This window comes from Rhodopseudomonas sp. (assembly GCF_048594845.1).
In the GTDB taxonomy this organism is placed as follows: Bacteria; Pseudomonadota; Alphaproteobacteria; order Rhizobiales; family Xanthobacteraceae; genus Rhodopseudomonas.
In genome coordinates this window covers 48,113-73,986 of the sequence record NZ_JBMDXE010000324.1, presented here as the reverse complement: position 1 = coordinate 73,986, position 25,874 = coordinate 48,113, and the positions used below count along the sequence as shown (strand labels likewise).

Annotated in this window: 23 protein-coding genes; 3 read left to right on the top strand and 20 right to left on the bottom strand. The window is 63.9% G+C overall.

The annotated features are described in order from the left end of the window. The 9 genes from ACOJTD_RS21995 to ACOJTD_RS21955 all read right to left on the bottom strand — a co-directional run. A partial coding sequence (locus ACOJTD_RS21995) for an amidase family protein (protein ID WP_420134989.1) occupies nt 1-519 on the bottom strand: 519 nt, incomplete at its 3' end. 260 nt (nt 520-779) lie between these two features. Next, entirely contained in the window at nt 780-1,541 is a 762-nt protein-coding gene (locus ACOJTD_RS21990; RefSeq protein ID WP_420134988.1) for an SDR family NAD(P)-dependent oxidoreductase, read from the bottom strand. Between the two features lie 64 nt (nt 1,542-1,605). Continuing rightward, nucleotides 1,606-2,331, bottom strand: coding sequence for an ABC transporter ATP-binding protein (locus ACOJTD_RS21985; RefSeq protein WP_420134987.1), 726 nt, complete (start codon nt 2,329-2,331; stop codon nt 1,606-1,608). After that, complete coding sequence (locus tag ACOJTD_RS21980) at nt 2,321-3,040, bottom strand: ABC transporter ATP-binding protein (protein ID WP_420134986.1); 720 nt, start codon at nt 3,038-3,040, stop codon at nt 2,321-2,323. Before ACOJTD_RS21980 ends, ACOJTD_RS21985 begins: the two co-directional genes overlap by 11 nt. 2 nt (nt 3,041-3,042) lie before the next feature. Beyond that, nucleotides 3,043-4,116, bottom strand: a complete 1,074-nt coding sequence (locus tag ACOJTD_RS21975) for a branched-chain amino acid ABC transporter permease (RefSeq protein ID WP_420134985.1) — start codon at nt 4,114-4,116, stop codon at nt 3,043-3,045. Nucleotides 4,117-4,129: 13 nt separating this feature from the next. Next, nucleotides 4,130-4,996, bottom strand: coding sequence for an ABC transporter permease subunit (locus tag ACOJTD_RS21970; protein ID WP_420134984.1), 867 nt, complete (start codon nt 4,994-4,996; stop codon nt 4,130-4,132). 136 nt (nt 4,997-5,132) lie between these two features. Further along, nucleotides 5,133-6,371: an urea ABC transporter substrate-binding protein gene (locus ACOJTD_RS21965; RefSeq protein ID WP_420134983.1), complete on the bottom strand. Its 1,239-nt coding sequence runs from the start codon at nt 6,369-6,371 to the stop codon at nt 5,133-5,135. Nucleotides 6,372-6,415: 44 nt separating this feature from the next. Then, on the bottom strand, nt 6,416-7,414 hold the full coding sequence (locus tag ACOJTD_RS21960) for an acetamidase/formamidase family protein (RefSeq protein ID WP_420134982.1): 999 nt from the start codon (nt 7,412-7,414) through the stop codon (nt 6,416-6,418). 16 nt (nt 7,415-7,430) lie between these two features. Beyond that, entirely contained in the window at nt 7,431-8,831 is a 1,401-nt protein-coding gene (locus tag ACOJTD_RS21955; protein WP_420134981.1) for an amidase, read from the bottom strand. A gap of 406 nt (nt 8,832-9,237) precedes the next feature. Between ACOJTD_RS21955 and ACOJTD_RS21950 the strand changes: the two genes are divergently transcribed. Both ACOJTD_RS21950 and ACOJTD_RS21945 read left to right on the top strand, forming a co-directional pair. Next, entirely contained in the window at nt 9,238-10,395 is a 1,158-nt protein-coding gene (locus tag ACOJTD_RS21950; protein WP_420134980.1) for a transporter substrate-binding domain-containing protein, read from the top strand. Beyond that, nucleotides 10,392-10,979: an ANTAR domain-containing response regulator gene (locus tag ACOJTD_RS21945; protein WP_420134979.1), complete on the top strand. Its 588-nt coding sequence runs from the start codon at nt 10,392-10,394 to the stop codon at nt 10,977-10,979. The genes ACOJTD_RS21950 and ACOJTD_RS21945 overlap by 4 nt, the downstream gene beginning before the upstream one ends. 4 nt (nt 10,980-10,983) lie before the next feature. On the opposite strand, the gene ACOJTD_RS21940 is transcribed toward ACOJTD_RS21945, so the two are convergent. The 7 genes from ACOJTD_RS21940 to ACOJTD_RS21910 form a co-directional block, all read right to left on the bottom strand. Next, nucleotides 10,984-11,754 carry an exodeoxyribonuclease III gene (locus ACOJTD_RS21940; RefSeq protein WP_420134978.1) on the bottom strand — a complete coding sequence of 257 codons (771 nt, stop codon included), beginning with the start codon at nt 11,752-11,754 and terminating at the stop codon, nt 10,984-10,986. Between the two features lie 93 nt (nt 11,755-11,847). Beyond that, complete coding sequence (locus ACOJTD_RS21935) at nt 11,848-13,287, bottom strand: NAD-dependent succinate-semialdehyde dehydrogenase (protein WP_420134977.1); 1,440 nt, start codon at nt 13,285-13,287, stop codon at nt 11,848-11,850. A gap of 66 nt (nt 13,288-13,353) precedes the next feature. Continuing rightward, nucleotides 13,354-14,568 (bottom strand): ABC transporter substrate-binding protein, encoded by a 1,215-nt coding sequence (locus tag ACOJTD_RS21930; RefSeq protein ID WP_420134976.1) that lies wholly within the window; start codon nt 14,566-14,568, stop codon nt 13,354-13,356. A 52-nt stretch (nt 14,569-14,620) separates the two neighbouring features. Further along, nucleotides 14,621-15,463, bottom strand: a complete 843-nt coding sequence (locus tag ACOJTD_RS21925) for an alpha/beta fold hydrolase (RefSeq protein ID WP_420134975.1) — start codon at nt 15,461-15,463, stop codon at nt 14,621-14,623. Further along, nucleotides 15,460-15,828, bottom strand: coding sequence for a hypothetical protein (locus ACOJTD_RS21920; protein WP_420134974.1), 369 nt, complete (start codon nt 15,826-15,828; stop codon nt 15,460-15,462). Before ACOJTD_RS21920 ends, ACOJTD_RS21925 begins: the two co-directional genes overlap by 4 nt. Further along, the gene (locus ACOJTD_RS21915; RefSeq protein ID WP_420134973.1) at nt 15,825-17,930 is read right to left on the bottom strand and encodes an acetate--CoA ligase family protein; all 2,106 of its coding nucleotides are present in this window, start codon (nt 17,928-17,930) and stop codon (nt 15,825-15,827) included. The genes ACOJTD_RS21920 and ACOJTD_RS21915 overlap by 4 nt, the downstream gene beginning before the upstream one ends. Further along, nucleotides 17,917-19,137 carry an acyl-CoA dehydrogenase family protein gene (locus ACOJTD_RS21910; RefSeq protein ID WP_420134972.1) on the bottom strand — a complete coding sequence of 407 codons (1,221 nt, stop codon included), beginning with the start codon at nt 19,135-19,137 and terminating at the stop codon, nt 17,917-17,919. Before ACOJTD_RS21910 ends, ACOJTD_RS21915 begins: the two co-directional genes overlap by 14 nt. Before the next feature lie 74 nt (nt 19,138-19,211). On the opposite strand from ACOJTD_RS21910, the gene gcvA reads away from it, so the two are divergent. Further along, a complete protein-coding gene (gene gcvA, locus ACOJTD_RS21905) occupies nt 19,212-20,123 on the top strand; it encodes a transcriptional regulator GcvA (RefSeq protein ID WP_420134971.1) in 912 nt (303 codons plus the stop codon). Here the strand turns inward: gcvA and ACOJTD_RS21900 are convergent. The 4 genes from ACOJTD_RS21900 to ACOJTD_RS21885 all read right to left on the bottom strand — a co-directional run bounded on the left by ACOJTD_RS21900 (nt 20,120) and on the right by ACOJTD_RS21885 (nt 25,843). Further along, the gene (locus ACOJTD_RS21900; RefSeq protein WP_420134970.1) at nt 20,120-21,826 is read right to left on the bottom strand and encodes a chemotaxis protein; all 1,707 of its coding nucleotides are present in this window, start codon (nt 21,824-21,826) and stop codon (nt 20,120-20,122) included. The two genes, gcvA and ACOJTD_RS21900, sit on opposite strands and share 4 nt — an antisense overlap. 4 nt (nt 21,827-21,830) lie before the next feature. Beyond that, nucleotides 21,831-22,922: a protein-glutamate methylesterase/protein-glutamine glutaminase gene (locus tag ACOJTD_RS21895; protein ID WP_420134969.1), complete on the bottom strand. Its 1,092-nt coding sequence runs from the start codon at nt 22,920-22,922 to the stop codon at nt 21,831-21,833. Between the two features lie 113 nt (nt 22,923-23,035). Next, nucleotides 23,036-23,878 carry a CheR family methyltransferase gene (locus ACOJTD_RS21890; RefSeq protein WP_420134968.1) on the bottom strand — a complete coding sequence of 281 codons (843 nt, stop codon included), beginning with the start codon at nt 23,876-23,878 and terminating at the stop codon, nt 23,036-23,038. A 153-nt stretch (nt 23,879-24,031) separates the two neighbouring features. Further along, the gene (locus tag ACOJTD_RS21885) at nt 24,032-25,843 is read right to left on the bottom strand and encodes a methyl-accepting chemotaxis protein (protein WP_420134967.1); all 1,812 of its coding nucleotides are present in this window, start codon (nt 25,841-25,843) and stop codon (nt 24,032-24,034) included. Nucleotides 25,844-25,874 lie beyond the last annotated feature (31 nt).

The window sequence follows — 25,874 nt, the reverse complement described above, 5'->3', positions numbered from 1 at the left end:
GCTGCCGATCGCGCCGTAGCACAGGCCCGCTGACGTGGCGACGCCCGAGCCGCTGGACGACGAGCCGACCCAGTGATCAAGGCTCCATGGATTGAGCGGCGCGGCATCGTCCGGGTGATGGCTGGTGTAGGCGCCCTCGGTCATCTTCAGCTTGCCGATCGAAATCGCACCGCCGAGCTCGAGCCGGTCGACCACGGTCGCGTTGTAGGACGGCACGAACTTGGCGTGGATCATGGTGCCGCCGCCGGTCGGCGCGAACGTCGTGTAGCACAGGTCCTTCAGCCCGATCGGCACGCCGTGCAGCGGGCCGCGATCGATGCCTTTGGCGATCTCGTCGTCCGCCTTCTGGGCCTGCTGCAGCGCGCGATCGCCCAGTACCGTCATGTAGGCGTTGAAGCGCTTGTCGAACTGCCCGATGCGCTCGAGCGTCGCCTGCGTCACCTCCGACGGCTTCAGCTCCTTGCGGCGATAGAGGTCGGAGAGTTCGGTGATCGATTTGTAATGCAGCTCTGCGGTCATTGTTGACGCCTTGTTGTTGGGTGCGTTTCCTCTTGCGCCACGGACGGCCCCCGCGACGCCTCTCATTTAACGACCGGCTGCCCTTCGGCCTCTCCGCACGTCATTGCGAGGAGCCCCCGGATCGGCGCTTCGCGCCGTCCGAGGACAGGCTCCGCGACGAAGTAATCCAGCTCCGTGCACTGCGCTGGATTGCTTCGCTTCGCTCGCAATGACGGGGAGAGGCGTTCACACCACTTCGGCGTGGCCGTCCGGATGCGCGACTAGAACTGCACACCCTTGGTGAGCGCGCCGTCCACCACCAGGTTCGTCCCGGTGATGAAGCTCGCCGCCTTGCTGCCGAGGAATACGACGGCGTTAGCCATTTCCTGCGGCGTGCCCATGCGCCCGGTCGGGTTGAGCGCCAGCGCGGCGTTGTACAGTTCCGGATTGCCGTCCTTGATCTGATTCCAGACACCGCCTTCAAAGTACGTATTGCCCGGCGACACCGAATTGGCGCGGATGTTCTTGGCGGCGAGCTGATAGGCGAGGCCTTGCGTGTAGTGAATGATCGCGGCCTTGAAGGTGCCGTAGGGGCCGGCGGCGAAATCGACTTCACGGCCCGACACGCTGGAGATGGTGACGATCGCGCCGGCGCTGCTCTTTTCCAGATACGGCATCGCCGCATCGACCAGCCGCACCGTGCCCATCATGTCGGTGGCGAATTCCTTCTCCCAGCTCTCTTCGTCCTGCCCAATCGCCAGCGCGCTGACATTGGCGACGATCACATCGACGCCACCGAGCTTACTCGCCATGTCGGCAACCCACGCCTTCAAGGCGGGACCGTTCGCGACATCCACCGCGCCACCGAAGGCCGCAACGTCCTTCGCTTTCAGCGCCGTAATGGTCGCGTCGACTTCGGCCGCGTTGCGGGCGCAAATCCCGACGTCAGCGCCCTCGGCCGCGAAGGTTTCGGCGACCGCACGGCCGATACCCTTGGTGCCGCCGGTGACCAGCACTTTCGCGCCCTTCAATCCCAGATCCATCTCACACTCCCTCTCCAAACGTGCCGCCGCACGCACTGATACAATTCTTCGACGCGCCCGCGGCTTACAGCAGCAGTTGCGCCCGCACCTTGTCCTCGTTGACGTCGTCGCCGACCAGCGAATGGGTGATGCGGCCCTTTTCCATGATGTAGCAGCGCTGCGCGATCGCCAGGATGGTGTCGAGATTTTGCTCGACGAATACGATGGTGGTACCGAGCTCATCTCGGAACGACTTCAGCGCCTCGCAAATATGCTGCACGATCGAGGGCTGAATGCCTTCGGACGGCTCGTCCAGGATCATCAGTGCCGGATTGCCGATCAGCGCTCGCCCGATCGCCAGCTGCTGCTGCTCGCCGCCCGACATCGTGCCGGCCGCCTGCTTGCGCCGCTCCTTCAGCCGCGGGAAGTACTCGTAGACCAGCTCGGGCAGCTTCTTGCCTTTCGGCCCGCCGATCAGTTCGCCGACCTGCAAATTCTCCTCGACTGTCATCTGCGGGAAGACGTCGCGCCCCTGCGGGATATAGCCGAATCCGGCGCGCGCCCGCGCGTCCGCCTGCAACGGCGTGATGTCGCGCCCCTGAAAACTGATCGAGCCGCGCCAAGAGTCGAGCAGGCCGATGATACAGCGCATCAACGTCGACTTGCCGACGCCGTTACGGCCGATCACGCCGACGATCTCGCCACGATACACCGTCATGTCGACGCCCTGCAGGATCGGCGTGGCGCCGTAGCCGGCCCATAGGCCGCTGACGTCGAGAATGCGATCGGCCGGCACCTGATTAGTGAGCATGGGTTTTTCCGAGATAGATTTCGGCGACTTGCTCGTCATTGAGAATCTCGTCGAGGCTGCCGCGCGCAAAGATCTTGCCGAGATGCAGCACGGTGACGCGTTGCGCGATCTGGCGCACGAACGCCATGTCGTGCTCCACCACCAGCACCGTCATGCCCTCGGCGTTGAACGACTTGATCAGCTCGCCGGTTTTGTAGGTTTCTTCCGGGGACATGCCGGCGGTCGGCTCGTCGAGCAGCAGCAGTTGCGGGCGCAGCGCCAGCGCCATGCCGATTTCCAGCCATTGCTGCTGGCCGTGCGACAACGCGCCCGCCATTTTGTTAGCATCGGCGGCAAGGCCGAGCAGTTCGAGCAGGCGCTGCTCCTCGGCCGCACGCTCGGTGCCGGAGACCCGGTCCTGCAGCGCGATCTGGATGTTCTGCCGCACCGGCAGCTCCTTGAACACGCTCGGCGCCTGCATCTTGATGCTCATGCCGCGCTGAACGCGGGCGAACGGCCGCTCGGCGGTGACATCGACCGAGTCGAACAGGATGCTGCCGGCGGTCGGCGGAAACAGCCCGACGATCAGCTTGAACAGCGTGCTCTTTCCGGCGCCGTTCGGCCCAATCAGGCAATGCACCTCGCCGGCCTTCACGGTGAGGTCGACGTCGGACACCGCGGTGAGACCGCCGAAGCGCTTGGTAACGCCTTTGACTTCGACGAGGGACATGATCAGGCCTCGTCGGTCTTGAGGTTGGATTGTGTCGGCAGATCTGTGACCGCAGTTCGTTTGCCGCGGCCGCTCAACCGATCCGCGACGAACTTGCCGATGCCGAGCACGAAGCCCTGCGGCGCCGCCATCACGGTGGCGAGCAGCAGCGCACCCATCAGCACCAGAGCGGCTTGCTGGCTATAGACCGTGATGGTCTGGAAGCCGAACAGCAGCAGGAAGGAGCCGACCAGCGTCGCCGTGAGATCGCTGCGCCCGGAGAACGCCACCCAGACGATCGGCATCGCCGCGGCCGGCAAGCCGATGCTCGACGGCGTGATGAACTGGCCCCACGAGGTGTACAGCGCGCCCGAGAGCCCAGCGAGGCCGCTGCCGAGCACGAAGGTCAACAGCTGATATTTGCGGACATCGTAGCCGAGCATTTCGGCGCGCTGCGGATTTTCGCGGGTAGCGACGATGACGTTGCCGATGCCGGAATTCACCAGCATGCGCAGCGCCAGATAGACGACCACGATCAACGCGACCATCACGTAATACAGCGCCGAGCCCTCGATATAGAGGTCGCCGATTGCCAGCGGGTCCATTCCCTTCATGCCGTTGAAGCCGTTGAGCCGCGCGTCGCCGATGTGCCACTCCGGCCCGGCCGTCTGGCCGAGGAAGAACGCCAGCACCAGCGTCGCCGACAGCGTGACGATGCCGAAAAAGATGCCGTTGATGCCGCCCCAGATCATGAAATAGCCGAGGATGCCGGCGGCGATCATCGCCACCACGACCGACAGCAGCAGCGCCGCGATCGTCGTGGTGCCGCCGCCCATGTTGATGGCCAGCACGCCATAGGAATAGCCGGCGATGCCGAAGAACAGCGTCTGGCCAAACGACAGCATGCCGCCATAGCCCCACATCAGGCACAGGCCGAGCGCCATGAAGATCCAGATCAGGAAGTAGGAGAAGTTGCCGACGTCGTAGGAGTCGGCGAACAACGGATAGATAAGAGCACCCGCCAAGATAGCGACGAAGCAGCCCCAGAATACGCGGCCGCGCCCCAACGTCTGCGGACCTTCGAGCAGTTTGAACATCATCTCTCTCCGCTCAACGTCCGCGCCGCGCCAGCACGCTGGACAGCCCTTCCGGCAGCACCCGGATGATCAGGATGACGGCGACCAGCATGCCGATCTGGCCAATGATCTGGCCGTAGCTCGCATTCAGCGTCATCCGGATCGCGGCCAAGAGCAGCGCCGCCGGCGCGGTCCCGAGCAGCACGTTGGCGCCGCCGATCACCACGGTCACGAAACTCTCGACCACGAAGGTCGCGCCCATCGTCGGGATCAGCGTCATGGTGGGCGCATACAGCGCGCCGCACAGGCCCGCGAGCCCCGCGCCGATGCCGAAACTGATCGCGTAGATGCGCCCGGTGCGTGCGCCGAGCGCCCGCGCCATCGCGGCATTCTGCATCGTCGCGCGCGCGATCACGCCGAACCGGGTTTTCATGAACACCACATAGAGCCCGGCCAGCACCGCGACCGCGGCGCCGAACAACACCAGTCGATAAGTCGAGAACGTGTAGGCGCCGATCGCGAAATTGCCCTCGGGCGTGCCGATGCCGCGCACCGACGAGCCGACGATCAGCAACATCGACTGCGTGACGATCAGACTGAGGCCCCAGGTCGCGAGCAACGAATCCAGCGGACGCTTGTAGAAGCGGCGGACGATGAAATATTCGACGACGACGCCGATCAGCCCCGCCGTGATCGCGGCGGCGATCTGCGCGATCGGAAGCGGCACGCCGAGATTGACCAGCCCCACGGTGACGTAGGCGCCGCACATGATGAACTCGCCGTGGGCCATGTTGATCACGCCCATCATGCCGAACACGATGGCGAGGCCGGCGGCCGAGAGGATCAGAAAGGCGAAGACGTCGGCGAACTGATAGAAGACCGAGAACACTTCAGCCGACATCGAGGTCTCCTGGTTGCGAGGATCGGCGCCGCCGCAGAGCGGCGCCGAGGTGCTTGTGGTCGGTCACGCGTTCAGCCTCGATCATTTCTTGCAAGTTCGATGCCGTGATGCGTGACGAGGGCCATCATGATCGAGCTCAAGACTTCTTCGGAAGATGGCTCGGCGTGTACTGATCCTTGTCGTTCTTCTTGGTGAGATCGCAGCCGATCTCGCCGAGCCAGTACGGCTGGATCGTGCCGTAGTCCTTTTCCACCTTGACCTCGTGCTTGGGTCCGACCGAGATCAGCCGCATGCGGTGCGAGGTGTGCTGGCTCTTCGGATCGATGCAGACCTTGCCTTCCGGCGCATCGATGCAGGCGTCGCCGGTGGCGATGACTTTGCGCAGGTCTTCGAGCTTGGTCGACTTCGCCTTTTCCACCAGCGTCTTGTACATGTAGAGCGCGTTATAGGCGTTGTAGCCCATGTCGTTGATGTACATCTCGTCGGGGAATTTGGCGTGCCAGCGCTTTTTGAAATCGTTGGCTTCGGGCGTATCGATTTCCTCGAACCAGTTGGCGGTGGCGTGCATGTTGTTGAGTGCCGGCGGCTTGAAGCGCTTGTGCTCGAAGCCGAGCATCACCTTGATCGAAGAGCCCATCGGCAGATTGAGATTGGCGGCGGCGGCCTGTTCGAAGAACGAATCCTGCGCGGCGCCGACATTGATGGTCAGCAACCAGTCGGGCTTCGCCTTCTGGATGTTCTGGATGGTCTGGGCAAACTGCGAAACGCCGAGCGGGATGAACTCCTCGCCGACGACTTCGCCGCCGAGATCCTTCATGATCTTGCGGTTCCACTCCGCTGAGATCTGGCCGAAATTGTAGTCCGCGGCGATGACGTAGACCTTCTTTCCGAACTTCTCGACCATCCACGGGATCAAGGTCGAGAACTGCTGCTCGGGCACCGCGCCCATGCTGATCATGCTGGCGTCGCAAACGCCGCCTTCATACTGGTTGGTGTAGAAATACGGCGTGGTGGTGCGGTCGACGATCGGGCGCACGGCTTCGCGCGACGCCGAAGTGATGCCGCCGATCAGCACGTCGACCTTGTCACGGTTGAGCAGGCGGCGGGCGAATTCCTGATAGCGCGCGTTGTCGCCCTGCGGATCTAGATGGATCAGCTCGATCTGGCGGCCCATGATGCCGCCGCTTTTGTTGATTTCCTCGACCGCGAGCTGCGAGCCGTGCAGCTTCGGCATCCCCATGAACGCGAGATCGCCGGAGATATCTTCGAGCAGGCCGACCTTGAGCGGCGGATCGGCCGCCAATGCGGCAACCGGCGCGGCTGCGCCGAGCGCGAGGCCGAGCAAGGCGGTGCGGAGCAGATGTTTAGTTTGCATCTCTGATCGTCCCCTGTGATGAAGCCGGTGCGTGAAAGCTCGAATCAAGTCGCGAGATATTTCTTCAGGATCGACGCGCCCATCGTGTATTTGGGGTCGACCATGTTGCCGAGGCGAATGCGCCCGGCCTGGCTGAGCAGCATGTATGCGTCGATCTCATCAAAGCCGTAGTCGGCCGCCATCCAGCGCGTGAGCTCGCGATAGGCGATGCGGGCCGCGTCTTCGAGCGGGCGCGCGCTGCCGATCGTCATGATGAAGTCCTTCGTCTCCAGCCGCGGCCAGGCGAAGCTCCAGTCCTTGATCAGATCGACCTGCAGCGTCACGGTGGCGCGCTGCTCGAGTGCGACGCCCGACAATTCGCCGTCGCCCTGCGTGGCGTGGCAGTCGCCGACATAGAGCATGCCGCCGTCGGTGTGCACGGGGAAATAGATCACCGCGCCGGGCGCGACGTCGGGTAGATCCATATTGCCGCCGTGATAGTCCGGCTGCAGCGACGAGATCGCCTCGATCTCCGGCGACACACCGATGGTGCCGATGAACGGCTCGTAGGGCAGCGTAATCTTGTCGCTCCATTTCACGCCGTTGCGATCGACATGAAGCTTCTTGACGCGCTCCGGCAGTGGCGGGTTGAGCAGCGCGGTCGCGGCGGTGCCGACCAGGCCGCCGAACTCAGGCATGATGCAGGTGGTGCCGGCCGGCTGCTCGCCGCGGGTCTCGACGTCGCGGATGTAGATGGCGAGGCAATCGCCCTTCTTGGCGCCCTTGACGGCGATCGGCCCGCATTGCGGATTGAGATAGGGGAAGTTCAGCTTCGCGGTCGGGCTGTCGGTCTCGCTGGTGATGACGCCGCCGAACGCATCCTCGGTTTCGACCACGACGACCGAGCCCGGCTCGATCGACAGCGTCGGCTTTGCGTACGGACCATAGACGTAGTGGAACGGCCCCTGCTGTTCGATGGTCAGACTATGCGTCGTCCCGGTCGCCCCTTTTGCGACGCCGCGCGCCGCCATGATCGAACTCTTCAGCCAATCTTCGGATGACATATGAACTCCTCGAATCTCACAGAGACGGATGGCGCGTGTGCCAGTCGGTGGCGCGCTGGAAGGCGTCGCCGGCGGCGACGAGCCGCGCTTCGTCGAAGTGACGGCTGACAAATTGAAACGCGACCGGACCGCCGTTCGGCGCGAAGCCGCCGGGCAGCGTGATGGTCGGGCTGCCGGTCATGTCGAACGGACAGGTGAAACGCAGCAGGCCGCCGATCAGCGACGGGTCTTCGCCAAGTGACGCCATTTTGGCGAGCGTCGGCGCCGCATAGGCCTGCGCCGGCACCGCAATGAGATCCACTGTCTCGAACAGCGCCCGCACGGCGCCGCGGAACGCTTCGCGCCTCAGCACGATCTTCTGATAGTCCGTGCCCGATTGCTGCAGGCCGAGATCGAGCAGACCGGCGAGCCCGGGACCATATTCATCCTTGCGCGCCGGATAGGTCGCTTCGTGCGCGACCGCCGCTTCGATGCCGCACAGCGGAAACCAATCGTTGGTCACCGCTTGCGCGTCCGGGAAGGTGATATCCTTGATGGTCGCGCCGAGGTCCTTGGCGACACGCAGCGCATCGTCGAGCACTTTGACCGCGGCCTCGTCGGTTCCTTCCGTGGTCCAGCGACGATCGATGCCGATCACCATGCCCTTCATGTCGCCGGACAGATTTGCCGTGTAGTCAGGCACCGACAACGGCACCGCCGTGGTGTCCTTCGGATCGGCACCAGCGATGACGCTCAACATCGCGCCGCAATCGATCGCCCTGCGGGCCATCGGGCCGATGTGATCGAGCGTTGCGGCAAGTTCGTATGCGCCGAAACGGCTGACGCGGCCCCACGTCGGCTTCAGCCCAGTGATGCCGTTCGCCGCCGACGGAAAACGGATCGACCCGCCTGTGTCGGTGCCGAGCGAGCCGAAGCACAAGCCAGCGGCAGTCGCCGAGCCTGACCCGCTCGACGACGCGCCAGACCACAGTTCCTTATCCCAGGGGTTTTTGGGCGGATCGATCTTGGGGTGATGATCGGCGTAGGCGCCTTCGGTTTGCTGCAATTTGCCGAGGATGATGGCGCCGGCCTGCTTAAGACGAACCACAACGGTCGCATCCTCGCTCGGCATGAAATCGCGGTGGATCGGCATGCCGTGCGCCGCGGGCATGCCCTTGACCCAGCACAGATCCTTCACGGCAATGGGCACGCCATGCAGCGGTCCCTTCACTTTGCCGGCAGCGATTTCCTTCTCAGCTATCGCCGCCTCTGCCAGAGCCGATTCAGGCGATACATGCGCATAGCTCTTCAGCGCGCCATCGACCTTCCCGATGCGTTGCAGCATCGCTTCGGTGACTTCGACAGGAGACAGCTTCTTCGCCTGGATATCGCGTCCGACTTCGAGAAGTCCTCGATAATGAAGATCCGTCGTCCCCACGGCGTTCACTCCCAGATGTGCGAGCATTGCCGCGGCTTTCACCAGGCATGCAGCAGCGTTCTGACGACGCGCCCGCGCCGCCAATTGATTTCGAGCGGCAAACGAAAAAAGCCACCCGCTCCTCGAAGTGAGGCGCGAATGGCTCGAATGCCGCGGCTATGGTCTATCGTGTGGGCGGTTAGTCGAACGCTGCGTTCATGCTCGAATTCGGACGTCGTCGGCCAAATTCGAGCTCGGTTCGATTGTCACCCGACAACGAAAGTCTAAGTTGGAGAGGTTCACCCTGTCAACGCGTGAGCGTGCACAAATCCTAAACGAGTGCTGCGCAGCAAATCAGCAAAGCTATACTTGATCAGTTCATGACCTTGATGATCTCATACACGTTCTGAGCGAGCATTCATTATCCATGTCGAAACCATCGATCCCGATCGGAATCCTGTCGTCGCGGTCTGGCCCGTATCAGGCGATGGGACGCGAGATCCTCAAGTCGGCGCTGATGGCGATCGACGAGGTCAACGGCAGTGCGGACTTCGATTTCTCCTTCGCGACGCACGTGCGCGATCCCGGCGGCGTGCTGAACGAATATCACACCGCGTGCGACGACTTGATTCGCAATGTCGGGGTCGATCACATCGTCGGCTGCTACACGTCGGCGGCGCGCAAGCAGGTGCTCCCGATCGTTGAGCGCACCGAGCGCCTGCTGTGGTATCCGGCCCGCTACGAAGGCTTCGAATGCTCCGACAACGTGATGTATGTGGGCGCCTCGCCGAATCACAACGTGGTGCCGTTGGTGCGTTACGTGTTGGACAATCTCTCGCGACAGTTGTTTTGCGTCGGCTCCAACTACGTCTGGACGTGGGAAACCAATCGCGTCACCCGCGAGTTGGTCACCGCATCCGACGGGCGCATCGTGGCGGAGCGGCTGCTCGAACTTGGCGAAAGCCGGGTCGGCCACATCGTAGACGAGATCGTACGCAAACGCCCGCCCATCGTGTTCAACACGCTGGTTGGCAGCTCCAGCTACGATTTTATCCGGGCGTTCCATGCGGCGACCGACGGCCTTAACATTCCGATGCTCAGTTGCAGCCTGTGCGAACCGGAGCTGAAAATCGTCGGTTCGGCCGGTGCGGGATGCATCACCTCCTCCGCCTATTTTGAAAGTATCCGCCTTCCGGAAAACCGCGCCTTCGTGGCCCGCTGGAAGTCGCGCTACGGCGACGACAGCAGTCCGTCGGTCGACGGACAGTCCGCTTACGTCGCGGTGTTTCTGCTGGCACGGGCGATCCAGCGCGCCGGAACGGCGAATGTCGCCGAAGTGCGTCGGGCGGCAGCCGGCCATCGCTACGACTCACCGCAAGGCCCGGTTTGGATCGACGGCGACAACAATCACTGCGCCCTTACGCCGCGTCTGGCCGTATCGAATGCAGAGGGACAGTTCGATATCTTCTGGGAGGCTGAAGCTCCCGTGAAGCCCGACCCTTATTTGTCGCAACTCGATGTCGCAGTCCGACCGTCGAAAGACGCGCGGATTCCGAATGCGCCTCACCTGAGGATCGTCAAATGAGCAAACCGTCGTCGTTTTCCCTCCGCGGGCGCAAAGCCCTCCTCGCCATCAAGGACGAGCGCGACGCCACGATCGTCCGCCGGCAATTCGATCGTCTCGGCATCGAAATCGCAACCTGGGTGCCGGGCGAAGCACCTGCGTGTTCCGCCGACATCGCGCTGATCGACGACGATCATCTCCCGATCGCCGGCGCGGGCCATTCCGCGCTGCCGGAGGGTTGCGCCGTGATCGTTCTGCTCGGCACTGAAACGCCGAGTCGGCTGAAGTTAGTGCTCGACCTCGATCCGGCGTCGTTCCTGGTCAAGCCGCTGCGCTCCGCCGGCATCTACGCCGCCGTGGTGATGGCGTTCGAGCGTGTCGCCCGGACCACCGAATTGAAGCAGCAGCTCAGCAAAATGGATGCGCGCATGCGAGCGCGGCGCGTGGTGCTTGCGGCGCTGGTTCAGATCATGCACGCGCAAGGGCTACCCGAGCCGGCGGCCTTCGCGCTGCTACGGCGGATGGCGATGGAGCAGCGCAAGACGATCGAACAACTTGCCGCCGAACTCGTCGCGCAAGATTCGCCGGCCCGCGCCACCGGTTAGCTTTCTAATCGAGCACGATCCACGCTGGAGCGTGGTCGCTCGCCTCGGGCGCAGCACGCACCTTGCGATCGACGCCGGCGCGCTTCAATCGCGCCGCGAGACTTGGGTCGAGCAGCAGGTGGTCGATCCGCAGCCCCTTGTCCTGCTCGAACCGATTACGCCAGTAGGTCCAGAACGTATAGGGCACCTGATCGGGATGCATCGCCCGCAGCGCATCGGTCCAGCCCTGCTTCAGTAACACGGCAAACAGCTCGCGCGGCTCCGGCTGCACCAGCGCATCCTTCGTCCACGACTTGGTCGGATAGATATCTGCTAGCGTCGGCACGACGTTGTAGTCGCCTGCCAGAACCACCGGCGCGCCGCTCTTCAACAGCTTGGCGGCATGACGATTCAGCCGCTTCATCCAGGCAAGCTTGGCGGCGAACTTCGGCCCAGGCTGCGGATTGCCGTTGGGCGCATAAAGCGACGCAACGATCACGCCCGACACGGCCGCTTCGATGTAGCGGGCTTCGCTGTCCTTCGGATCGCCCGGCAACCGCCTTCGCGTCACGACGATCTCGGCCTTGCGCGCCAGGATGGCGACGCCATTCCAACTCTTCTGTCCGACCCACGCGGCGGAGTAGCCGGCCCTGCGTAGCGCGTCTTCGGGAAAGTCGTCCTGCGTTGCCTTCAGTTCCTGCAAGCAAACGATGTCGGGCTTGGCCGAACGCAGCCACGCCAGCAGATTGGGCAGCCGCTTGTTGACGTTGTTGATGTTGAACGTCGCGATCTTCACGGCTGCCCTGTTCGACAAGCGCACGCGGCTACGGCGCGCGCGTCAACCGCACAGAGACGTTTGAAGTTCCATAGCGATGGGAGTAGCGCCTTGTTAGCCGGAGAACTGGCTGACGTATTTGATCGACTGGAAGTCCTGCAGGCCTTCGATGCCGCCTTCCGTGCCGACGCCGCTATCCCTGAAGCCGCCGAATGGCGTCTCCGGCAGCGACGCCTGCCAATGGTTGATGATCACGTTGCCGGCGACGATGCCCTCGGCCATCGCGGCCGCGTTGCGCAGATCATTGGTCATCACATAAGACGCCAAGCCGAATGGCAGCCGGTTGGCGAGCGCGATCGCATCCTCGCGCGTCCCGAACGGGACGGTCACCGCGAGCGGTCCGAACGGCTCGACGTTCGAAGCCAAGCAATCCTGATCAACCTGCGTCAGCACCGTCGGCCTAAAGAAGAACCCGCGCTCGCCACACCGCGTGCCGCCAGCCGAAACCGCAATGCTCCGCGATCGCGCATCCTCGACGAAGCGCTCCATCGCCTCCACCCGACGGGCGTTCGCCAGCGGCCCCATCTTGGTCGTCCCAGCAAAGCCATCGCCGACCACAAGACCATCGGCGAGCTCCGATAACTTGGCGGCGAAGCGGTCGTGGATCGATTCGTGCACGAAGAAGCGCGTCGGCGAGGTGCAGACCTGACCGGAATTCCGGAACTTCGCCGTCACCGCCGAGATCGCCGCCGCCTCCGGATCGACGTCGCCGAAGATCACCACCGGCGCGTGACCGCCGAGTTCGAGCGTCATCCGCTTCATCGTCTGCACCGCCAGCGCGCCGAGTTGCTTGCCGATCGCGGTCGAGCCGGTGAAGGTGATGCCGCGCATGATCGGCGAGCCGACCAGCACGTTCGAAATCATTGCAGGATTGCCGAACACGACGTTGAGCACCCCGGCCGGTAGCCCCGCCTCCTGCAGCAACTCGGCGATCGCCAGCGCGGTCGCAGGCGTTTCCTCCGAAGGCTTGATGACGACGGAGCAGCCCGCGGCAAGTGCGCTGCTAATCTTGCGCGCGGGCGTAATCGCAGGGGCATTCCAGGGCGCGAAGGCCGCGATCGGGCCGAGCGGCTCGCGCACCACCATCTGCTGAATGGCGGGGGTGCGGGACGGGATCACGCGTCCATAGGCACGCCGGCCTTCTTCAGCATTCCAGGCGAAGATGCCGGCCGCGGTGTCGACCTCCACCCGCGCCTCGGCGATCGGCTTGCCGAGTTCAAGCGTGATCAGACTGGCGATGTGCTCACGATGCTGTTCGATCAACGCGGCGGTCCGCTGCAGGATTCGGCCACGATCGACCGTCGACATCTTGCGCCAGAGCTCGTGCCCGCGCGCGGAAGAAGCCAGCGCCTCGTCGAGATCGGCCGCCGTCGCGTGCGGCAGTTCGCCGAGCACCGCGCCGGTCGCCGGGTTCAACACCGGCTCGGTGTCGCGCCCGGCGGCATCGCGCCATCGACCGTCGATCAACAGGCGCAGCACGGGATAATCGATCACCGCCGGTCTCCTCTTTCGGCAGGCGCGTTGTCCGCGTCGGCCGGCCCCGTGTATCAAAGGAAGCGATTACTTCGCCGCATTCACCAGCGGACAGTTCCCGTCCTTGAGCGGACGGAACGCCTTGTCGCCCGGAACCGTGGACAGGATCTTGTAATAGTCCCACGGATACTTCGACTCCGACGGCTGCTTCACCTGCAGCAGATACATGTCGCGGATGACGCGGCCGTCCTCCCGGATCGTCGCATTGGTCGTGTAGAAGTCGTTGATCGGCATCTTCTTCATTTCCGCGACCACTACCGAGCCGGCATCGCTCTTGGTGGCGTCGACCGCCTTGAGATAATGCGTCACTGCACCGTAAACGGCAGCCTGGAGGCTGCCCGGCGCCTTACCGCCGAACCGCGCCATGAAACGCTTGCTCCATTCGCGCGTCTTGTCGTTTGCATCCCAATAGAAACTGTCGGCGAAGATCAGGCCCTTGGCGCTGTTGAGTCCGAGCGCGTGAATATCAGGCAGATTGACCAGCAGCGCCGCAATGCTCTGCCCGCCCGAGGTGAGGCCGAATTCGTTGGCCTGCTTCAGCGCCGTCATCATGTCGGCGCCCGCATTGGCGAGGCCGATCACCTGTGCCTTGGAGGCCTGCGCCTGCAACAGATAGGACGAAAAATCGGAGGAGTTCAGCGGATGCTTCGAGGACCCCAGCACGGTTCCGCCATTGGCGACGATCACCTTGGTGGCCTCGGCTTCGAGCGCCTGGCCGAAGCTGTAATCCGCCGTGAGGAAGTACCAGCTCTTCAGGCCTTTCTGCACCAGCGGAGCCGTCGCGACGTTGGCCAGCGCGTAGTTGTCGTAGGCCCAGTGGACGCCGACCGGCGAGCACGCCTTGCCGGTCAGATCCGGCGTGCCCGGACCGGTGGCCAGGAACGCCTTGTCCTTCTCGCGCGACAATTGCTGTACGGCCAGCGCCACGCCCGACGACACCACTTCGGTGATGGTGTCGACACCCTCGGTGTCGTACCACTTGCGCGCCAGCGCGAGACCGATATCCGCCTTGTTCTGATGGTCGGCGGAGATCACTTCGACCGGCATGCCGGCTGCCTTGCCGCCGAAATCCTCGACCGCCATCTTGGCAGCCAGCACCGAGCCGGCGCCGACGTTGTCCGCATAGGGCCCGGACATGTCGGTGAGCACGCCGATCTTGACGGTACCGTTGGAGATTTCGGCTGAGGCCGACGCCACCGACATCAGCATGGCGGCGGTTACCAGACAGGTTTGCAGCTTCACGATTCGAATCCTCCCTTTGTGTTTTTTGAGCAGGCGCGAAAGCGCCCGCCGCTTACTTGATAGCCGCGAGAACCGGCAGCAGATGACCGAGGAACGCCTCGGGATCTTCGCTCATCGGGAAATGGCCGAGGCCCTTCATGATCGAGACGCTGCTGCCCGGGATGCTGCGCGCAACGGCCAGCGTCTCTTCGGGCGTGCACGAATAGTCGTACTCGCCGGACAACAGGAACAGCGGGCATTTTTTCGTGTCGATCTGCGCGACGCGATCGCGGATGTCGCCATCCTGCTTGTAGAAGTACAGGTCGCCCTTGAATACGCCCGGGCCGCCCTGCATGTAGTGCCACAGCGTCTCCCAGCGCTCCTTGTCAGGCGCATCCGGGCCGACCAAACCCGAAACGATCGCGGCGCAGACTTCGCCGCCGTGCACGTCCGGCCGGTGAAGAAAGTTGAGATCGTAGTACGGGTCGACATGTGCGCCGGCCTGCAGGCCGATAATGGCGCGGAAGCGTTCGGGATGCTCAAGCGCCAGATGCAGCACGATGCGGCCGCCGATCGAGCAACCCATCACGATCGGCCGATCGAGCTCCAGCGCCGTCATGATCTCCAGGATCATGCCGGTGTATTGCGCCGAGGTGAGTTGATACTCTTCGTTGTGCCAGCCGGCCGGCGGCGACGACTTGCCGTGCCAGGGCATATCGAAGGCAATGACGCGATGCTTGGCGGTGACCCGCGCGTCGTTCATCAGCGCGCGATATTGCCGACCGTCGGCGCCCGCGGTGTGCAGGCACAGCAGCGGCGTGCCGGTGCCGGCCTCCTCCACATAGACGCGATGCGGACGGCCGAACAGGTCGAGATTGAGATAGCGCCCGATGACGGGCTCGAACGAGACGGTCATGCCGAGGCTCCGGTCGCACGCAGTTTGGTGAGCGCTTCCTTGAAGTAGCGCAGGTTGGCCATGAAGATCTGCAGATTGCCCTCGGCCTTGAGCGTGCGCCGCTTGATCAGCGCCATCAGGTCGTGCGAGCCCGGCCGTGGTTTCGCTGCCCAGAACTGCGCCCACTCCTCCTCGGACGCACGTAGCGCGAACGACCAGGACGGCATCACGAACGGACCGCGCGTGACGGAGACGATGCGGCCCTCGGCAATCGTCACCAGCCAATCGGTCGAACCGACCGCGAGCAGCCATGTTGTCGACAGAAAGCGGCCGCGCTTCACAAGCATCTCGTCCGCGTTGACCCTGGATGTCAGGTCTTCGATCATGTGTCCTCCTTGTCCGCGAGCGCCACGAGCGCATCGACTGCGACGACGCCGCCTCCCACCTCGTTGATGATCAGGGGGTTGATCTCGGCATCGCGCACGTGAACGTCTTCATCGACCGCCAGCCGCGACAACGCAACGATCGCCTGCGCCAGCGCCTCGAGATCGCCGTGTGGCTTGTTGCGGAAGCCGCGGAACACGCGCGTGATCGCCAGTTCGTCGATCATCTCGCGCGCTGCGTCGAGATCGACCGGCGCCAGCCGGATGCTGCGGTCGCGATAGATCTCGGTGAAGATGCCGCCGGCCGCGAGCAGGACGATCGGACCGGCCTCCGGATCGACCCGGTAGCCGAGCAGCATCTCGCCGAGACCCGACGTCATCGGTTGCACCAGCACCCGCTTCAACGCGGCGCCAGGCTGATGCGCCGCAACGCTCGCGGCGATCCTGTTGGCAGCCAGCGTCACGCCGGCCTCATCGGCAACGTTGAGAACGACGCCACCGACCTCGGTTTTGTGCGCGATGTCGGACGACAGCAGCTTCACCGCGACCGGATAGGCGAACGGCAAGTCGACGGACTCGGCGCCGACGTCGACCGCGACAGCCGGTGCATGAGCGATTCCGAGCCGATCGAGCAGCCGATACGCCTCCAACTCATCGAGTTGACGCGTCGCGCGTTGGGGCGCGGTTCGCAACGGCGGTTCACGCCGCGGCTGCCGCCGCAGCAGAGCCGCGCTGATCGCATCGGCGCAGCTCTCCGGCGTACGGAAATTGGGTACACCGGCCTGGGTGAGCATTCCCAGCGCGTCGGGTGCTTCCGGGACCACGAACGCAACCAGCGGCTTTGCCGAGCCGGCGCTGTCGATGACCGGCTTGACGGCGAGCTCCGGCTGGAAGCGCGCGGACGATCCGGTGACGGCAACGACGACGTCGAACTCCGGCGCAGCGAGCATCGTGTCCAATGCGGCGTTCATCACCTCGTAGCGCGTCCCGGCCAGCGTCAGATCGATGATGCGCTCGTGCTGCGCCGCCACGCCGGCTTCGCCGAGGCGATCGAATGTCGCGTGGCTCGGCTTGACGACCTCGATATCGCGGATGCCAAGTTCGTCGACCACCATCGCGGCGCCGCCGCCGGTCGTGGTGACCACGCCGACGCGCCTAGTTCGTTGACCCGCCGCACGCGGCGGCAGCTTGTGCAGCAGCGGCAGCGTCTCGATCAGCGTCTCGAAATTGTGGACGCGGGCGATGCCGCAATCGGCGAGAAATGCGGCGGCCACGTCATCCTCACCGGCCAGCGCACCGGTGTGCGACAGGGCGAGTTCGGCCGCTGCCGCGGAGCGTCCGAGCTTGTAGGCGACAACCGGCTTGCCGCGCTCGGCGGCTGCGAGGGCGAAGTCGCGAAGATCCTGCGCGCGGCGGATGCTCTCGAGGAAAAGCATGTAGCCGGTCACGTTCGGATCATCCAACGTCGCAGCGCAGATCTCACCGAGGCTGAGATCGATCTCATTGCCGACCGAAACCAGACCGGCAAAACCGACGTTGCGCGCCTTGCCACGCGAGATCAGGCCGCCGAGCAGACTGCCGCTGTGCGACGCGACGAAGATGCCGCCGCGCGGGAGATCACTTTCGGCGAACGCCGCGTTGGCGGTGATGATGGTGTGGCTGTGCAGGTTGATAGCGCCGAGGCTGGATGGGCCGAGAATGCGCAGCCCGCTCGCCGCGCAGATCGCCTTCAGGCGCTCGACTCGCGCGAGCCCCGCCTCACCGCCTTCGGAGAAGTTCGAAGCCAGAATGGTTGCCACCGGAATGCCAAGCCGTGCACAGGTCTCGGCCGCGGCGATCGCGTCGTCTGTCGGGGTTAGAATGAAAGCGTGATCCGGCACCGCAGGCAGCGCGTCGAGCGACGGCCAAGCCTTCTCACCAAGCACCGTCGCGCGTCGCGGATTGATCGGATAGATCGTGCCCTCGTAACCGGCGCGCCGCAGATATTGCAGCGGGCGCGACGATGTCTTGGACAGATCATCGGACGCGCCGACAAGCGCGATGCTGCGCGGCGCCAGCAGCGCCTGCGCCCAACGCCGCGAGGTCGACGTGCTATTCGGCGGCACGGGCCACAGCTCCGCGCTGATCGAAGCGGCGCTCGAATACGTCCTCGGCAATCCGGTTCTTGAGGATTTCAGTGGAGCCGCCGGCGATCATCCAGCCGCGCGTACGGCGCATGCAGTATTCGGCCAGCGACTCCTGGCTGTAGCCGAGCCCGCCCATGATCTGCACCGCTTCATTGGCCACGTCGAAGCCGGCCTGATTGCAGGCGAGCTTGGCGATCGCGGTCTGATACGGCGACGGCAATCCCTCGGTGATGCTTGCAGCGCGATACAGCAGCAGTTGCGCGGACTCCAGCTTCAGCGCCATGTCGGCGAACTTCCACTGGAGGCCCTGAAATTCGCACAGCGGCCGGCCGAATTGCTTGCGGATCAGCGCATGCTCGCGCGCCAGATTGAACGCGTGGCGGCCGAGCGCCAGCGAGCGCGCCGAGTTGCCCAGCCGTTCGACGTTGAAGCCGGAAATCTGCTTCTTGAAGCCGCCGAGCCCCAGCAACACGTTCGCCGCGGGGATCCGGCAGTTCTCGAAATAGAGCTGACTCCATTGCTCGCCGCTCATGAAGGCAGTCGGCTTGCCGACAGTGAAGCCCGGCGTTCCGCGCTCGACGAGCACCGAACCGATGCCGCCGACGCCCGGCCCGAACCGCACATAGACGAGATAAACCGCCGCATCCGGACTATGCGTGCCGAACACCTTGCTGCCGTTGATGATGTAGCCATCGCCGTCGGCCGTCGCGGTGGTCTTCAGTTCGGTCGCGGCGGAGCCGGCGTCGGGTTCGCTCATGCCGAGGCTGATGCAGCTTCGCCCGGCCAGCAGGTCGGGCAGGAATCGTGCCTTCTGCTCCGGCGTCGCGTATTCCACGAAGGTGCGGATCGGACCGAAATTGCCGGCCTGCACGATATCGGCGCTGCGCGGGCACACCGCCGCAACTTGCTCGATGGCGATCACCGCATCCATCAGCGTTCCGCCCTGGCCGCCATCCTCCGGATCGAACGGGATGCCGAGCAGCCCCTGCTCGGCGAGCAACTTCGCGGTCTCGAACGGGAAATGCGGATCGTGGGCGCGCGCCAGCGCACCATCCTTCAGATGAGCTTCGGCAAAGCGCCGGACCGAGGTGGCGAAGGCGTGCTGTTCTTCTGTGAGTTCGAAATCCATAGGTCCGCCGCAGATCGAGGTGACCTTCTGTTTCCCAGCGGCGGACTGGACCGGCAACTGTGCATCGGTTATTTGTGCATTACAATTTGTAATGTGAAGGCGGCGCAGCGATGTCCGAAAAGGAAGTGCCGATGTCAGAGTGGCTGCCGCCGCTCAATCCACTTCACGTATTTGAAGTGGCAGCGCGGCTGAGCAGTTTCACCAAGGCGGCCGAGAAGCTGCGCGTCACCCAACCGGCCATCAGCCGACAGGTCCGCACGCTGGAAGAGTTTCTCGGCGTCCGCCTGTTCGAGCGGGACAAGCAGGGCATTCGGCTGACGCCGGAGGGCGAACAGTTCCAGCGCGAGATCTCGCCCGCATTCCACATTATCCGAGGCGCCGCAGCGCGGCTGAAGGAGACCCGCAAGGTCGAGCCGCTGAAGATCCGCGTCTACACGACCTTTGCGTCGAAATGGCTGATCCAGCGACTTCCCTCATTTCACGTCGCACATCCGAACATCCGACTGAACATCAGCAACGTCGTCGCGCCGATCGACTTCGCCAAGGACCGCGTCGATCTCGCTATCCAGTTCGGCGACGGCAATTGGCCCGGTGTCGTTTCTGAACTGCTGTTTCCCGATCTCATACAGCCGGTGTGCAGTCCGAAGCTGCTCAAGGCCGCGCGGCTCGTGGAGATCGATGATCTCAAGAAGGTGCAAATGCTGCATTCCCATTATCGCCGCACCGACTGGCACGACTGGCTGGCTGCCGTGAACCGCACCGATCTGCTGTCGAGCAACGAGATCAGCTTCTCGTCGTCGATCCTAACATATCAGGCCGCCGCGGAGGGGGTGGGCGTCGCGATCGGCCAGATCCACCTTCTGCGCAACGAGATTGCAGACGGAACCCTGGTGCCGCTGTTCGACGCGCCCTTCGAGCGAAAGCTGGCGCACTATGTGGTGCGGCCCAAAGGACGCCCGCTCAATCGCAAGGCGCGCAGTTTCCTCTCCTGGCTGCGCAAGAGCATGGACGAGTTCACCGCTGCGGGCCGTACCACGCCTTAAAACAGCTCGAAGTCGCACTCCTCGGCCACCGGCGCCGGCTCCTTGGTGGCGATGCCGAGGCGGCGTAGCACTTCGCGGTGCTGATTTCGTTCCCGCTCCATCGTGTAGCGGGCATGAAGTTGCTCCAGCACCGCCTCGTCCGAGGGATCGAGCGCCACGATCCCGAGATCGCCCGCCGCGCTTTCGAGCCGCTGCGCGACGGCAGGCAGCGCGGAGACGCCGACGCCGAGCGTCGCCATCTGATCCATCGCGCCATTCATCACGCGATCGAACTCGCCGCCCTCCTCGACCAGGCGTAAGATCAGGCCACCGAGCCGGTCGTTGCCGGCCTCGACCTCGTGCAAGGCCTGCAGGATTTCGGCTTCCATGCTGCTCAGCTCGTGCTGCTCATTCCGGGAGCGCGTGGCCCTGAGTTCATCCGCCGCGCTTCCGATCCCGACCAGCAGCGGCTCGAGTTTCACGGCGACGCCGCTCATGTGGTCCGCCGTAACCTTCATCTCGTTGGCGATGACGACGAAGGCACGACCTTTGGCGCCGAGATGACCGGCTTTGAGACTCGCATTCATGCCGATCAGCGTGATGTCGATGACGGAGTCCGCGAGATTGGCGATCGCATCGCGGAATTTCACCAGCGTGCCCTCGACCACGCTCAGCGCTTCGTCGATCGACCGGCCGCCGTCTTCGCACATCGCGATCAGGTTGGAAGCCTGAGCCAGAGTCGCGCGGACGCGCGCGAGGAACGAGGAATCCCCGTCCTTGCCGCCGTGCAGCGAGCGGCCGCGCTCGATCAGCAACGCCACTTCGGAGATGATGGTCGAAAACGACTGAACGATCTCGCCGATGCCGCTCTCGAATTCCTGCTGGGCGTCCTTCAACTGCGCAGCTTCGAGTTGCACGATAACCTGATCGAGCGAGCCGCCTGCCGTCATCGCCGGAACGAGGGTGGGACCGATGTCCCCGACACGCTGTAGCCCTTCGCAGACATGCTCGAGTCGCTGGCGCGTGCTGTCGCCGGCCTGCAGCGACACAATCGATCGGCCGACCACGTCGCTGATCTTGCGCGCACTGCCGCCGGCGAGATCGGCAACATGAATGCTGTTGTTGCGCTGGCGCTCGAGATCCACGAATGCCGATCGCAATTCGGTGGTCGATGCGCCGAGTTGCGGTCGATAGCGGCGTTCGAATTCGGTCTGCCGGCCCCAGGCGGTTTCCACCGCTGCCGCGAGCAATTGCTGGTCGCGCGCGCAGTCCTCGATCGAAACCTGTACGGCCTTGCCGAGGTCGAAAGCCTCCTGGGTGAAGGCGACGAAATCGCCACGGTCCCCATCGAGCGAAGCGGATTCGATCTTCGCGCTTCGCGCGACGATCATGATCATGCCGACATACTTGGCCAGCTGCTTCAGCAGCCCGCCGGATTCGATCACGGTGATCCGCAGACGATCGAGCAATGCGCTTTCCGCCGGCAATGCCTCGGCGAGATCGTTCAGCCGCCGTGCGATGTCCTGCAGCGCGCCCGAGGCACCCTCGATCTGGGCGCCCGACAGCTCGCCCGACAGCGCGCTGAGCGATTCGTTGAGGCCCTGGAAGATCGTGTGGCCATGACCGAGTTGACCTCCGACATGGGCGAACGTCGTTTCGATACGGGAAGAGACCTGCTCGATCGCGGTAATCGCATCGGCGAGCTGATGATGGGATGACGTCACTGCATCAATCCGTCAGAACCGTCTGACCGGTCTGCTGCCACATCATGATCTCTCGCGGAATCTGGCTCAGCGACACGACCTTCTCCACCGCGCCGCATTCGATCGCTTCCTTGGGCATGCCGAACACGACGCAGCTTTCCTCGTCCTGCGCGCGCGTGGTGGCTCCGAGCTTGCGCATTTCGAGCAGACCGCGCGCGCCATCGTCGCCCATTCCGGTCATGATGATGCCGAGCGCGTTGGCGCCGGCATGCTGCGCGGCGGAACGGAACAGTACGTCGGCCGACGGGCGATGTCGGGACACCGGCGGACCGTCCTTGATGGCGATGCTGTAGCGCAGCCCCGTCCGCTGCAGCAGCATGTGACGAGCACCCGGCGCGATATAGGCCCAGCCGGGCAGCACGGGATCGCCGTCCTCGGCTTCCTTGACGTTGATGGCGCAACCGGAATTGAGACGCCGGGCGAATGCCGCGGTGAAGCCCTGCGGCATGTGCTGCACGATCAGAATGCCGGGGCAATTCGGCGGCAGGACTTCAAGCACGTCGTGCAGCGCCTCGGTGCCTCCGGTCGACACGCCGATGCAGACAAGGCGCTCGGTCGTCGGCCGGGCCTTGGTCGCCACCGGCGGCGGGATGATGGCGTCGGCAGTGAGTTTCTGCTCGATGACACGGCGTGCCGCCCGCGGACGAACGCGCGCGCGTGCTGCCGATTTGACCGCCTCACGCAGTCGCCCGGAGCTTTCCCACAGCGCCTGCCGCGTATCGATCCGGGGCTTTGGCACGATATCCACCGCACCGGCTTCGAAAGCCTCGAACATCAGGTCCGACCCTTCGGGGGTCAACGACGAACAGATCACCACCGGGATCGGACGCTGCGCCATGATCTTGCGCAGGAACGTGATGCCGTCCATGCGCGGCATCTGAATGTCGAGGATGATGACGTCGGGCAGTTCTTCCTGCAGCCGGCGCGCCGCCACGAACGGATCAGATGCGGTCCCCATCACCACGAGCTCGGGATCCTCGCTCAGGATGTTGGTCAGGATCTGACGCACCGAGGCGGAGTCATCGACGATGAGCACGCTGATCGGTTTCTTCGGCATACAATGCGTTCCCTTCAGATCTCGAACTCGCCGTACCGATCGGGCAAGGGCCGAACTCCAGCCCTGCTATCCGCATGCTGATCACACGAGCCGGTCAGAACTCGCCGCACCGGCTAGACCTTAAAGATCGTTGGTTGAACCTGCCTTAACTCCGGCAGCGCGCTGTGGATCATCGATTCGGAATGTCCCACCAGCAGATAACCGCCGGGGCGCAGATGCGAGGCGAGCCGCTGCACCACCCGGCGCTGAGTGTCGCGGTCGAAGTAGATCAGCACGTTCCGGCAGAAGATGATGTCGACATCGCGATCCACCGGATACGAGGTGTCCATCAGGTTCATGCGGGTGAAATTCGTCAAGCGCCGCAGTTCCGGCACGACGCGAACCTCGGTGCGGGTACGGTCGCGCGCCTTGAGAAAGTATCGCTTGGCAAATTCTTCGGGCACCGGCTCGATGGTGTCGCGGTGATAGATCGCCGACGTCGCGATGCGCAGCACCGCGGTCGAGATGTCGGTGCCCAGAATGCGGAAGTGGAAACGCGATCCGGTACGGATCATGTCGTCCAGCACCATGGCGGCCGTATAGGCCTCCATGCCGGTGGAACACGCCGAGCTCCAGACCTTGAGATCGCGCGACTTCCGGCCGTGCTGCCTCAGCAGATCGGGAACGGCCACGCGGCGGATGAAATCGAAATGCTGGGGTTCGCGGAAGAAGTCGGTCTTGTTGGTCGTGACGACGTCGATCAGATGCGTCAGCTCGTTCTCGAGCGCATCTTCGTCGGACAGATGATCGACGTAGTCGCCGACCGCATCGAATTTGAGGGCCCGGACGCGCTTGAACAGCCGGCCTTCCAGCATCAGCCGCTTGGCGTTCGGCAACTTGATGCCGACCTGCCCTTCGATCAGGTCAGCGATCGACTTGAATTGCCGATCCGACAACTGGCGCCTGACTTCGTGCATTCAGCTTTCACTTATCTTGTGAGGAGGGACGAAGCGCCGGCACGGCTGCGATACCGGATCGGCTGACCCGTCGTCCTGAGTAGTCGAGCCTGGACCAGAATGTCATCGCGCCTCAGACAGCGCGATGACATCGATTTCGAAGGCCAGCTTCGATCAGCGCTGGAAGTCGGCGTCGCGATCGTCCTCGCCGTCGTCGAGCGCGAAGGCGAAACCGCCGCCGCCCGCCGCCTTGAGCTGGCGCTGCGGCTTGGCCGCGACGAGCTTCTTTGCCGGTCCACGATCTACCGCCGCCATATGCGCGGCCTTGCTGCGGAGCTGGCTCACCGCCTTGTCGAGCGGCGCGCTGCGCACCTGCGCGCCGCTTTCGTCGATGCGGAAGTAAGCGATCGTCGATTGCAGCTGTTCGGCCTGCGAGGCGAGTTCTTCCGAGGTCGAGGAGACCTGCTCGGAAGCGCTGGCGTTCTGCTGGCCGACCTTGTCGAGCTGCTGAATCGCCTGGTTGATCTGCGACGAGCCCACGTCCTGCTCGCGGCAGGCCGACGTGATCTCTTCGACCAGTTCGGCGGTCTTCTTGATATCGGGCACCAGCTTGGCCAACATCTCGCCGGCTTCCTGGGCAACCTTGACGGTCTCGCCCGAGAGCGAGCCGATTTCGGCCGCCGAGGCCTGGCTGCGTTCGGCGAGCTTGCGCACTTCCGAAGCCACCACCGCGAAGCCCTTGCCGTGTTCGCCGGCGCGGGCGGCTTCGACCGCAGCGTTTAGCGCCAGCAGATCAGTCTGGCGGGCGATTTCCTGCACAATGGTGATCTTCTCCGCGATGGTCCGCATCGCTTCGACCGCACGGCCGACCGCGGCGCCGCTCGCTTCGGCATCCTTGGCGGACTGCGCGGCGATCTTCTCGGTCTGGTTGGCGTTCTCGGCGTTCTGCTTGATATTGGCGGCCATCTCCTCCATCGACGAGGAGGCTTCTTCGGCCGACGACGCCTGCTCGGTCGCGCCCTGCGAGAGCTGCTCGGCGCTGGCGGAAAGCTCCTGGCTGCCGGCCGAGACGTTCTGCGCGGCGGTCAGCGCTTCGGACACGATCTGGCGCAGCTTCTCGACCATCTGCTCGAGCGCGATGCCGAGGGTGTCCTTCTCCGACAGACGCTTGGCATCGACCGTCAGGTTGCCCTGCGCGATCTGATCGGCAACGGTCGCCGTCGCATTCAGATTGGCGGTCATCGCGTTCAGCGACTTCACCAGATCGCCGATTTCGTCGTTGCTGGAGACGTCGATCTTCTTGCTGAGGTCGCCGATCGCGACCGAATCCGCGAGGTCGACCGCACGAGCCAGCGCCCGGCTGATATTGATCGCAATCCAGATCGCGGCGATCACGGCGATCACCAGCGAGGCGATCACGAGGCTGATCAGCATGAGCTGAGCGCGCGCACCATCTTCCTTGGCCTGTTCGGACCGATCGGTCATCGTCTTGCGCACGTAGTTGGTGTAGTCGTCGAGGATGGCCGTCGACTCGGAAACCGCCTTGCGGACCTCCGTCGTCGACATCTCGACCGCTTTCGCCTTGTCCGACTTCGCCAAGCGGAGCGTCTGATCCTGACTGCTGTTCACGCGCGGATAGACGACCGAGAACTTGTCGAGGATCTTCTTGCCGTTCTCAGTCGCTGTTGCGTAGATTTCATCCTTGGTCTGCAGCAGCTTCGAGCGGAGATTGTTGATCTCCCCCGCATAGCGATCGACTTCACTATCGGAGGTCGCCATGACCGAGTTCTTCTCGGCGCGGATCTGAAGTAGCAGCATTTCCTTGAGTTGACCGGCCTTGTCCAGCCGCGCCGCCGCCGAAGAAAGCACCTCCGTCGTCGTCGCCATGTCGCTCAGCTTGACGTAGGCGAGCGCGCCAGCGATGGCGGACAGAAGAATGACGATGCCGAACCCCGTCGCGAGTTTAGCTTTGACCGTAAATCTCATTTTCTTGCACCTGAATTGATCGGTTGAATTG

Coding starts and splice junctions, on each gene's coding strand:
- ACOJTD_RS21970 (WP_420134984.1), bottom strand. CDS start 4,996: ATGTCGGCTGAAGTGTTCTCGGTCTTCTATCAGTTCGCCGACGTCTTC.
- ACOJTD_RS21990 (WP_420134988.1), bottom strand. CDS start 1,541: ATGGATCTGGGATTGAAGGGCGCGAAAGTGCTGGTCACCGGCGGCACC.
- ACOJTD_RS21980 (WP_420134986.1), bottom strand. CDS start 3,040: ATGTCCCTCGTCGAAGTCAAAGGCGTTACCAAGCGCTTCGGCGGTCTC.
- ACOJTD_RS21890 (WP_420134968.1), bottom strand. CDS start 23,878: ATGCACGAAGTCAGGCGCCAGTTGTCGGATCGGCAATTCAAGTCGATC.
- gcvA (WP_420134971.1), top strand. CDS start 19,212: ATGTCAGAGTGGCTGCCGCCGCTCAATCCACTTCACGTATTTGAAGTG.
- ACOJTD_RS21965 (WP_420134983.1), bottom strand. CDS start 6,371: ATGCAAACTAAACATCTGCTCCGCACCGCCTTGCTCGGCCTCGCGCTC.
- ACOJTD_RS21885 (WP_420134967.1), bottom strand. CDS start 25,843: ATGAGATTTACGGTCAAAGCTAAACTCGCGACGGGGTTCGGCATCGTC.
- ACOJTD_RS21920 (WP_420134974.1), bottom strand. CDS start 15,828: ATGATCGAAGACCTGACATCCAGGGTCAACGCGGACGAGATGCTTGTG.
- ACOJTD_RS21985 (WP_420134987.1), bottom strand. CDS start 2,331: ATGCTCACTAATCAGGTGCCGGCCGATCGCATTCTCGACGTCAGCGGC.
- ACOJTD_RS21925 (WP_420134975.1), bottom strand. CDS start 15,463: ATGACCGTCTCGTTCGAGCCCGTCATCGGGCGCTATCTCAATCTCGAC.
- ACOJTD_RS21960 (WP_420134982.1), bottom strand. CDS start 7,414: ATGTCATCCGAAGATTGGCTGAAGAGTTCGATCATGGCGGCGCGCGGC.
- ACOJTD_RS21945 (WP_420134979.1), top strand. CDS start 10,392: ATGAGCAAACCGTCGTCGTTTTCCCTCCGCGGGCGCAAAGCCCTCCTC.
- ACOJTD_RS21975 (WP_420134985.1), bottom strand. CDS start 4,116: ATGTTCAAACTGCTCGAAGGTCCGCAGACGTTGGGGCGCGGCCGCGTA.
- ACOJTD_RS21950 (WP_420134980.1), top strand. CDS start 9,238: ATGTCGAAACCATCGATCCCGATCGGAATCCTGTCGTCGCGGTCTGGC.
- ACOJTD_RS21895 (WP_420134969.1), bottom strand. CDS start 22,922: ATGCCGAAGAAACCGATCAGCGTGCTCATCGTCGATGACTCCGCCTCG.